Annotated in this window: 7 protein-coding genes, 1 tRNA gene and 1 pseudogene; 6 read left to right on the forward strand and 3 right to left on the reverse strand. The window is 56.0% G+C overall.

The features are described 5' to 3' along the window. From VK738_20555 to VK738_20565, 3 genes are all read left to right on the forward strand, one after another. The coding region (locus VK738_20555) for an ABC transporter permease (protein ID HTD25054.1) at positions 1-1,071 on the forward strand (1,071 nt) is incomplete at its 5' end. A 90-nt stretch (positions 1,072-1,161) separates the two neighbouring features. Then, on the forward strand, positions 1,162-1,725 hold the full coding sequence (locus tag VK738_20560) for a ferric reductase-like transmembrane domain-containing protein (protein ID HTD25055.1): 564 nt from the start codon (positions 1,162-1,164) through the stop codon (positions 1,723-1,725). A gap of 134 nt (positions 1,726-1,859) precedes the next feature. Continuing rightward, a complete protein-coding gene (locus VK738_20565; GenBank protein HTD25056.1) occupies positions 1,860-3,065 on the forward strand; it encodes an MFS transporter in 1,206 nt (401 codons plus the stop codon). A gap of 161 nt (positions 3,066-3,226) precedes the next feature. Here VK738_20565 and VK738_20570 read toward each other — a convergent pair. Both VK738_20570 and VK738_20575 read right to left on the reverse strand, forming a co-directional pair. Further along, a tRNA-Met gene (locus VK738_20570) sits at positions 3,227-3,303 on the reverse strand. 112 nt (positions 3,304-3,415) lie between these two features. After that, positions 3,416-3,493, reverse strand: a pseudogene (locus tag VK738_20575) (peroxiredoxin-like (seleno)protein). A 149-nt stretch (positions 3,494-3,642) separates the two neighbouring features. On the opposite strand from VK738_20575, the gene VK738_20580 reads away from it, so the two are divergent. Beyond that, positions 3,643-3,876: a hypothetical protein gene (locus VK738_20580; GenBank protein ID HTD25057.1), complete on the forward strand. Its 234-nt coding sequence runs from the start codon at positions 3,643-3,645 to the stop codon at positions 3,874-3,876. Positions 3,877-4,541: 665 nt separating this feature from the next. On the opposite strand, the gene VK738_20585 is transcribed toward VK738_20580, so the two are convergent. Beyond that, positions 4,542-5,120 carry a hypothetical protein gene (locus tag VK738_20585; GenBank protein ID HTD25058.1) on the reverse strand — a complete coding sequence of 193 codons (579 nt, stop codon included), beginning with the start codon at positions 5,118-5,120 and terminating at the stop codon, positions 4,542-4,544. Positions 5,121-5,212: 92 nt separating this feature from the next. Between VK738_20585 and VK738_20590 the strand changes: the two genes are divergently transcribed. Both VK738_20590 and VK738_20595 read left to right on the forward strand, forming a co-directional pair. Continuing rightward, positions 5,213-5,452 (forward strand): hypothetical protein, encoded by a 240-nt coding sequence (locus VK738_20590; protein ID HTD25059.1) that lies wholly within the window; start codon positions 5,213-5,215, stop codon positions 5,450-5,452. A 35-nt stretch (positions 5,453-5,487) separates the two neighbouring features. After that, complete coding sequence (locus VK738_20595; GenBank protein ID HTD25060.1) at positions 5,488-6,111, forward strand: hypothetical protein; 624 nt, start codon at positions 5,488-5,490, stop codon at positions 6,109-6,111. Positions 6,112-6,279 lie beyond the last annotated feature (168 nt).

Here is a 6,279-nt window from a genome sequence, read left to right on the forward strand (position 1 = left end):
AAGCTGATGATTCTGGTGCCGGGCCGCACCTCCATGCAGGCGGGCGGACAGAAGGCGGGCGCACAAGTCCGTTTTACGATGGACGATGTCGATACTCTCACCACCAATCTCCCGCAAATTACCCACATCACTCCCGAGGTCGGCAAGCAGTGCAACATCCAGTTCGACACGCGGACCTTCACCTTCGAAGTTACGGGAAACTATCCCAACGTCGATTCGGTCCGTGCCCTGAAACTGGGTACCGGGCGCTTCTACAACATGCAGGACCAGATGCAGCGCGCCCGCGTCGCAGTGATTGGGTCCGAGGCCAAGGAGAAACTGTTTTCCGGCCGCAACGCGCTGGGTGAGCGCATCCGCATCGATGGCCTGAGCTTCGAAATAGTCGGCATCCTGAGCGCCAAAATGCAGGAGGGCGATGACGACATCAACCGCGCCATCTACGTGCCTTTCACCACGATGAGCGATCTGAAGGACACGCACTATCTGGATTCCATCTGGTTTAACTACGAGACGCCGGAGTATGAAAAGTTGGAGCAATCGGCGCGCGAGGTGCTGGCCGCAGATCACAAGTTCAATCAAACCGATCGCCGCGCTCTGCGCATTTTCAATCTGATGGAACAGGTTCACCAATTCGAAGTCATCACCATAGGGCTGAAAATTCTTCTGGGCTTCATTGGCACGTTGACCCTGGGCATCGGCGGCGTGGGTTTGATGAACATTATGCTGGTCTCGGTGACACAGCGGACTCGAGAGATTGGCGTGGAAAAGGCGCTGGGCGCACGCCGCGCGGACATCCTGCTGCAGTTTCTTGCCGAAGCTCTGACGATTACCTTTATCGGAGGATTACTGGGAATCGTCCTGGCCTACGCCGTGTCTCTCTCCGTTGGACGCCTCACTCTTTATAGTGCGATCGCGAAGAATGGTGAAGCTGGCGACATCCGCCTGGTCATCGCCCCCGGCATATTAATCGTGGCAACGTTGATTCTGACAGTGGTCGGCCTGATCAGCGGCATGATCCCCGCCCTGCGCGCTTCGCGCCTTGATCCCATCGAAGCTCTGAGATACGAGTAGGAACGATCCAGCTCACCTCACATATGTTTTGTTGCGAATGCTGTATTTTCAAAATGCATTGGAATTCGGATAACTTGCATCCAACTTCAAATGTCCATTCTCGACGCCTGTGCCTACCTTGGGCTCGCCGCCGTCGGCACAGCTACGGTCAACATGCTCTTGGGGCTATTGATCGCGTTGCGCTACAGTCCTTTGCGGTTATGGCCGCATCGCCATATCAATATTTTCCGTCTTCACAATTGGACCGCATACTTGGTTCTGCTGCTGATCGTTCTGCATCCCGCCGTGCTGTTGCTTAAAGGCTCCGCTCATTTCGGTTTCGTGGATGTGCTGTTTCCGATCCGCTCTCCCGTGCAACCAACGCTCAATACTGTGGGAGCGGCCGCGTGGTATGTGCTGTTGATGGTTATCCTCACATCCATTTTTCGATTGCGCATGGCTCGCCCGTTATGGAGAAAGCTGCATTACCTGGTGTTTCCCGCGTTCGTTCTGATGTTTATTCACAGCATGTTTACGGATACTGCACTTTCGACCAGCAAGGTTGACCTGTTGGATGGTGGCAAGCTGTTTGTCGAGGCTTGCTGCGGGATCTCGCTGGCTGCCTGGACCATGCGCATTCGCCTGCGTGGCCGCGGCTTCAGGCCGCATTTATAGTTTTAGCGTTCTAGAAAAAGTCCTGGTGGTGTGGACCGCAGGCAATTCTGTATCAAGAGTCAATAATAATTGCCCCGGCATCAGATCAACGGAGATCGCGTGTTAGGCTTTTCTGAGCCTCTGGAGACGTTTGATTGTTCGGCCGAATTTTTAAAGCATTCCAATATCGCGATTTCCGCCTGATGTGGTTTGGCGCCTGTGCCTCCAGCATTGGTACTTGGATGCAGATCGTAGCCCAAGGCTGGCTGATTTACCGGCTCAGTCACAACCCGCGCTTACTAGCCTTGGATCAGGTTCTGGTCGGTCTGCCCCTTTTTCTTTTTTCTCTTTTCACCGGCGTGATTGCCGATCGGGTGGAGCGCCGGAAGATTCTGCTGGGCTCGCAATATGTGCAGATGTTCAGTGCTGCAGTGCTCACTGTGCTGGTGGCCACTGGTGTGGTGCACGTCTGGCACATTCTTTGCCTCTCGTTTCTTTCCGGCACCGCCCAGGCGTTCGGCGCGCCGGCCTACTCGGCGCTGATTCCCACGCTGGTCGAGAAAGAAGACATGCCGAACGCCATCGCACTGAATTCCATTCAGTTCAACGTGGCCGTGATGGTTGGTCCGGCGCTTGCCGGGCAGGCTTTGGCAAAGCTGGGCGAGCAGTGGTGCTTTGGGCTAAACGCGCTGTCGTTTCTGGCTCCCATCCTGTCGCTCTCGTTCATTAAGGCCCGCTTCCTGCCAGTAAAGACTGCGGAGTCCATGTTTACGAGCCTGAAAGAGGGCATTCGCTTCACGCGCAAACAGGGCTCGATGGAAGCGCTGATTATGCTGGCCTTCTGCATGACCACGCTAGGCATGCCGATGCGCACCTACATCCCCGTGTTCGTGAAGGACATTTTCCATCGCGGCCCGGAAGCTTTCGGCAATCTGCTCGCCCTCATGGGCCTCGGTTCCATCATCGGCTCGCTGGCCATTGCGAGCGCGGGCAACATACGCAAGAAAGGACTCGTCGCCCTCGCGGCTCTGATGTGCCTGGGCGCGGGAATCTCCGCCTTCGCTCTTTCCAAGTCACTGCCCGTGAGCAGCGTGGTTCTGGTGACGGTGGGCGCTTCGATGATGGCCGTATTCGCCACGGTAAATTCGCTGGTGCAACTGATCACCACCAACGAAATGCGCGGACGCGTCATGAGCGTCTACAACTTCGCCTTCCGCGGCGGCATGCCCATGGGGAACCTGCTCTCGGGATGGCTTGTCCCCATGTATAGCGCGCCCGTCGTGCTGGGCGTGAATGGATTTCTGCTGATTTTACTGGCGCTCTACTTCCTGTTTGTCCAACGCCGCCTGGCCGCGCTGTGAGGCCGCAACCACAGGCGTGCGGCAGAGACTATGGAAGAGCACATGGAAGAGTACCGTGGAAGAGCGGCGCTTCAGTGCCGCGTAAAGCGTCATGAATAGAGGCGGGCTTCAGCCCCGGTGTCGTTTGGAAAGCAGATCCCTTGAAAGTGCCGGAAGGAATTTGGTGGCGGCGCGTGGACTCGAACCACGGACCTACGGATTATGAGACCGTCGCTCTAGCCACCTGAGCTACGCCGCCATCTCTTTTATTTGCAACAGCTTGAATCAGGAACGGGTAGCCACAGGGCTTTCCGTGCGTTCACTGAGATTTTACACGACTGCGGTGCGCGATGGAAAGCTACGAGTGCGCGGTCTTCTACTCCGTAAATCGCTGCGATGTTGGGGTGGTTCAGCGACGCCAGCACCTGGGCTTCGCGCGCGAAGCGCGCTGGAGGCCGGCGTCTGGCGTAGGGAACGAGTCACCGGTAACCCGGAAATTATTCCGGGCCAGTGCCGCACACGCATGCCGCTCTTGACAGGGGATCTCAGGAATACTAGTATAAAAACTACGTAATATGCTATGAAGACAGCTACTAGGATGATTAAGACTTACACCATCGACCCTGAGATTGATGAGTACGTGGCAAGCACCAAGGGGGACCGTTCCGCCAGTGAACGTGTGAATGCGTTGCTCAGGCGCGCCATAATTCAAGAGCGGGATGAAAAGTTGGAAGCTGAGGCGGCTGCCTTCTTTGCGGCTGCGCCAGGAAAACGCCGAAAGGGTACGCAGGATTTTCAAGAAGCAGCGTTGCGTACGTTTGACCGGGACTGATGGCACACTTCCCCGTTCATCCCCGGCGTGGAGAGGTCTATCTGGTTTCCCTTGGGACCAAGCGGCGGCCCGCTGTTATCCTCTCCATCGGCGCGTTGAACCGGCACGCCCCGGATGTTTGCGTGGTGGGGCTCACCACGGTCGAGCATGCGAAGTTCAGCATGCGCGTTCCCATTAGAGCTGGGGACGGTGGGCTGAACTCGGACTGTTGGGCCAAGTGCGATCAGGTCACTACTTTAGAGAAAACCCTGCTTCAATACCCAGCGATTGGGCGATTGTCGGAAGCGACGTTCGAAAGGGTGCAAGAGCAAGTCAGGATTTCTTTAGGCCTGTGATGGTCGATCCCCCGGATTCCTTCCGTCCCCGGATTCCTCTTTCCCCAGATTCCTCCTGTCCCCAGATTCTGGTCAAGAGCCGCCTCGCCACTCAACGCATGGTACCGGCTCCGCAACGCTGCACACCTCGCTCCCCAGCAGAACACGCGTCCGGCGAGCAATTCATTAGGCGGTTCAAGCACCAGCCAGAGTGCTGCGTCATCGGCCAGGGAGATTGGCAACGATATGCAGGCTTTCCGTCACTGAACGACGTTCTGGTCGGTTAACGGGCAACCCGGAAATTATTCCGGGCCAGTGTCGCACACGCAACGCAGTTGAGCCGCGAGCGGCCTACCCGGTCTCACCGGGCGACCAATGCTCATAGTGCCTTTTGTAGGCAAGATGAAACTTGGCAAGTTGAACTGCAATTTGGTCTGCCAGTTCCGACGAGGAAAGAGGCGCGTCACCCAATTCGGCAATAAACCAACACACATGCTCATCCACAGCGACTGGCTTCAAATCCCAAACCACAGGGGTTAGAGGGGATTCTTCTTCGAGATACATTTTGCCGAGACCGGGCGGTCTACGATCAAAACGAACACGGCAGTCCTGCGGGAGTCCATTTCTCTCACGGTGCAGGAACGAAGCTGCAACATGGTCAAGAATGAGGCGGGGCGCACCGCCCGAGGCCCACTCGAACTTGTGTGGATCAATTCCTTTACCATCCAAGGCCAGACTTTCCGTTAACCCTTTGAGCATCGCCCATTCAGGCTTTGTCTCTCGTTCGATAACCTTACGGCCCTCCACCTCCTGCGATTTTTGTTCTGCAAACTCATCGAAACTTTCAAACATGGCAGCACCTCTCAGCCGAGTATTTCTCAAACCGTGTTGCTTGTCGAGTGAGGTTGCCAGAAATTTTTCAGTGCCCACCGAGGGGTTATTGACCTCGCCGTTGTCAACGTCTGTCCCCAGATTCCGCCCCAAGCCGAGACTGTGGGAAGGATTTATGAAGGCCTCGCCACTTGAAGCAGCGTCGAAATGGCCGCCAGAGATACACTCTGAACGTGGCCGTTACCTTTGTGGATGAGGTGATCTTATGGACTGTATCGAGTGCAAAGCCGCCAACCCAGACGGCAGTCGTCTCTGCGGTCAGTGTGGAGCAGAACTTGGGTACACACTGGATGAAACCGTGCGTAAGCGAGGCCTCCGTGACCGCCACGCGATCGAGATGGAAATCACTGAGTCCGTCGCTGAGCGGCTAATGAAGTGGGCTGGGTGGGTTCGGAATACCGTGGGTGTGATAGTAGCTTTATTTGCTTTATTGTTGGGCTGGAGCTACCTCGATGTCCGGCAGGCCGTGAAGACAGCAAAAGTTGAGATTGCCACCTCTGTGGCAGAAGCGAAGGTGGATATTGATGCAGTGCGGCGAACGACCGCCAGCCTCAAAGAAGAAGCAGCACAAATTCAGTCAGACATAGACAATTATAAGCAAGTGAACATCAAAATTCGCAAAGTACAAGAGGAACTCACCAGCGTGAAGAAGGATGTTGTTGACCTGGGTAACCGTACGCTGAGGGCGCATAGCCTCGAAACTACGGGTACAGAACCAAGCTCAGTCAGCTTAGCCAACGCTGGGTGTCCGCCTTCGATACTGGCAAAAGGGGCCAAGGTGGCCATCTGCGTGGATGGTTCGCCACCGTTTCTCTTTCAACGCACTCTCATCGGGGACCCGCGACCGGTATCCAGCCTCTCCCCCGTTGGCTTCCAGGACGTATCCACAGGTCCGAAACCAACATGCAGAACAGCCAGCCGGGGAACCTTCTACGTAGAAAAGGGCGGCGGTAAGGAAGCGGACAAACCACTAATATGCGTTAGGCAATCAGATGACACATACAAGTGGATTCAGTTGGACAAGCCTTAGTTCAAGCCAATTCAGGTGCCCCGGGGCACCATCTGGGGACAAAGGGCAATCTGGGGACAGACGGGACTGACCCCATTTTGGCCGCCAGCGGTTCAGAGAAAAATGGGGGACGTTCCGTGTCCCCGGTTCCCCCCGATTTCCCCAGATTACGGCGGATCTAGGGTGGCA

This window comes from Terriglobales bacterium, assembly GCA_035487355.1.
Taxonomy (GTDB): domain Bacteria; phylum Acidobacteriota; class Terriglobia; order Terriglobales; family Acidobacteriaceae; genus QIAW01.

Bases quoted from the DNA above. Each gene is read 5' to 3' on its own strand.
- VK738_20580 (HTD25057.1), top strand. From the start codon at position 3,643: ATGATTAAGACTTACACCATCGACCCTGAGATTGATGAGTACGTGGCA.
- VK738_20560 (HTD25055.1), top strand. From the start codon at position 1,162: ATGTCCATTCTCGACGCCTGTGCCTACCTTGGGCTCGCCGCCGTCGGC.